This is a genomic window from Dietzia sp. IBK-p2-15D, assembly GCF_057773105.1.
The window spans coordinates 1-474 of record NZ_JBYMTK010000066.1; the positions used below are offsets into that span (position 1 = coordinate 1).

The 474-nt window shown below is 40.7% G+C and carries 2 protein-coding genes; both read left to right on the forward strand.

Annotated features, from left to right (window positions below):
- Positions 1-183, forward strand: a 183-nt coding sequence (locus tag AC3DEV_RS16890; protein WP_488372850.1) for a hypothetical protein, incomplete at its 5' end; no start/stop codon positions are given.
- On the forward strand, positions 156-464 hold the full coding sequence (locus AC3DEV_RS16895) for a recombination protein NinG (RefSeq protein WP_488372851.1): 309 nt from the start codon (positions 156-158) through the stop codon (positions 462-464). The genes AC3DEV_RS16890 and AC3DEV_RS16895, both read left to right, overlap by 28 nt.
- Positions 465-474: the final 10 nt, after the last annotated feature.

Below are 474 nucleotides of genomic sequence, written 5' to 3' on the forward strand. Positions count from 1 at the left end.
AGCCTATGGAAGATTTTCAAAGTTGGCGTAGAATACAGATGGAGAAACTCATCTCATTCTACAAAGACAAAATCGATGGCTAAAAAATCAATCGCATCATTAAAAAACTTCTTTGGAAGCATTTCACCGCATACATCAAGCGGAGAGATAAAAACATTTGTTGCACTTGCGGAAAGTATGTGACTGGCCGAGAGGCTGGAGGCGGTCACTACGTTCCAAAAGGTGCCTGTGGGCTTGAATACTACTTCCACGAACAGAATGTCCACTGTCAGTGTTCATCATGTAATTGTTATCTAGGAGGAAATCATCCATCATACCGGGCTTTTTTATTGCAACGCTACGGGCAAGAGACCATAGACGACATCGAACGGAACTACCGCAACCCATACAAAGGAGATTCATACACATGGCTCATTGATAAAATTGAATACTATAAGAATTTGAATTCACAATATGACTCCTGAGGAAAGAATT